This is a genomic window from Devosia sp., assembly GCF_036406155.1.
Taxonomy (GTDB): domain Bacteria; phylum Pseudomonadota; class Alphaproteobacteria; order Rhizobiales; family Devosiaceae; genus Devosia_A.
In genome coordinates, this window is sequence record NZ_DASWVV010000103.1 from 1 (window position 1) to 1,984 (window position 1,984).

Annotated in this window: 2 protein-coding genes; both read right to left on the minus strand. The window is 69.2% G+C overall.

From position 1 onward, the window contains the following. Nucleotides 1-1,243: MFS transporter (locus VGD93_RS06450; protein WP_395010363.1), on the minus strand; the 1,243-nt coding region annotated here is incomplete at its 3' end. A gap of 144 nt (nucleotides 1,244-1,387) precedes the next feature. Further along, on the minus strand, nucleotides 1,388-1,984 hold a 597-nt coding region (locus VGD93_RS06455; protein WP_395010365.1), incomplete at its 5' end, for a uracil-DNA glycosylase.

Here is a 1,984-nt window from a genome sequence, read left to right on the forward strand (position 1 = left end):
GTGTCTCCTGGTGTTCTTCCGAGCGCGGGTCGAGCTCGACCGTGCCCGGCGACACGCCCTTTTCGGCATTGAGGATGCGGAAGCGCACGCGCCCCGTCTCGTCGCGCACCGGCCGCACCTTCATCCTCAGGAACGCCGTGACTGCCAGCGCGCCGTGGAAGGTGGCGGTGACGATGAACAGCCCGACCGGCGCCAGCGCGTTCATCACCCATGAGCCCAGGATCGGCCCGAGGGCGAGCCCGAGGCCGAGGATGAGCAGCATGCCGCTCGCCACCTTGGCGAAGTTACCTTCTTCGGCGAAGTCGTTGGCGTGCGCCACGGCGATGGCGTAGAGCGGATAGGCGCCGAAGCCGTAGAGCCCGAACAGCACATACATCCACGCCCCCGGGCCGGGGTTGCTGACTACCGCGAGGAAGCCGGCCAGCGTGGCGACGCCGCTCAGGACGATCATCACCAGCCGCCGGTCGATCCGGTCGGAGAGCCGGCCGAACGGGATCTGCGCCGCCGCCCCGACAATGGCGGTGACCGAGAACAGGAAGGCGATGCCGGCCGCGTCGAGCCCCTGGGCGTAGCCGTACACCGGGGCCAGCGTGCCGAAGGTGCCGTTGGCCATGCCGCAGGCGAAGCTGGCGATCACCGCCAGCGGCGAGGTCCGGTAGAGCAGGGCCACGTCGAGCTTGGCCGAGGACAGCGGCCGCGGCTGCGGCGTCGAGGTCAGGGCGGTGGGCAGCACGGCGCAGATGAAGCTGATCGCCCCGACCACGAACGGGATGTAGCCGGTGACGCCGGTCACCGACATGGCCAGCTGGCCGATGGTCGAGGCGGCCATGTTGATGGTCACGTAGATCGAGAAGATGGTGCCGCGGCTGCGGTTGTCGGCGACCTCGTTGAGCCAGCTCTCCACGATCATCGCCGCGCCGGCGAAGCAGAAGCCGGAGAAGGCCCTGAGCACGATCCAGCCGATATCGTTGATCCACATCAGGTTGAGCAGGATGGTGACGGTGCCGATTGCCGCCATGATGGAGAAGGCGCGGATATGGCCGACCCGCCGCACCAGCATGGGCACGGTGATCGAGCCGGCGACGAACCCCACCGACCAGCCGGTGCCGATCAGGCCCAGCGCCATGAGCGAGAAATTCTCCTGCGCCCCGCGCACGCTGAGCAGCAGCCCCTGCAGCCCGCCGCCGAACATCAGCAGCGCCGAACCGAGGAACAGGGCATAGATCTTGACGACGGACGACATGGCGCCTTCTGCCCTTCTTGGGGCCGCTGCACGACCCGCGCCTGCTGCGCCCGGGTCCGGTGGATGCAATGATGGATGCGCACCGCCATCGCGGCGTCGCGGCTACCCCTTGCCCGTCAACTCAGACTTAATTCGGGCACGAGATCAATCCCTTGCCGATTTTTCCGCATCCAGCGCCCGTTTGAGGCTCAGCATGTCCCGCCACGCCAGCTGCTTGCTCGCCGGCTGGCGCAGCAGGTAGGCGGGGTGCAGCGTCGGCAGCGCCCGGACCCGATGGCGGCCCAGCGTCAGCTCCTGCCACTGCCCGCGCATGCGGGTGATGCCGGCCGCGGTCGAGAACAGGGCCCGGGTCGGCACGTTGCCCAGCGTCACCAGCAGGCGCGGCGCCGCCAGCTCGATCTGCCGCAACAGGAAGGGCCGGCACTGCGCCATCTCCTCGGGGGAGGGCGCGCGGTTGCCCGGCGGCCGCCATGGCACGGTATTGACGATGAAGACGCGGGTACGGTCGAGCCCGATGGCGCCCAGCATGCGGTCGAGCAACTGGCCGGCCTTGCCCACGAACGGCTTGCCTTGCAGGTCCTCCTCGCTGCCCGGCGCCTCGCCGACCAGCATCACCTCGGCCTCGGGATTGCCGTCGGCGAAGCACAATTGCGTCGCGCGCAGCTTCAGCCCGCAGCCGTCATAGGCCTCCATGACGGCCCGCAACTCGTCCATGCTCTGCGCCCGCGCCGCCAGCGCCTC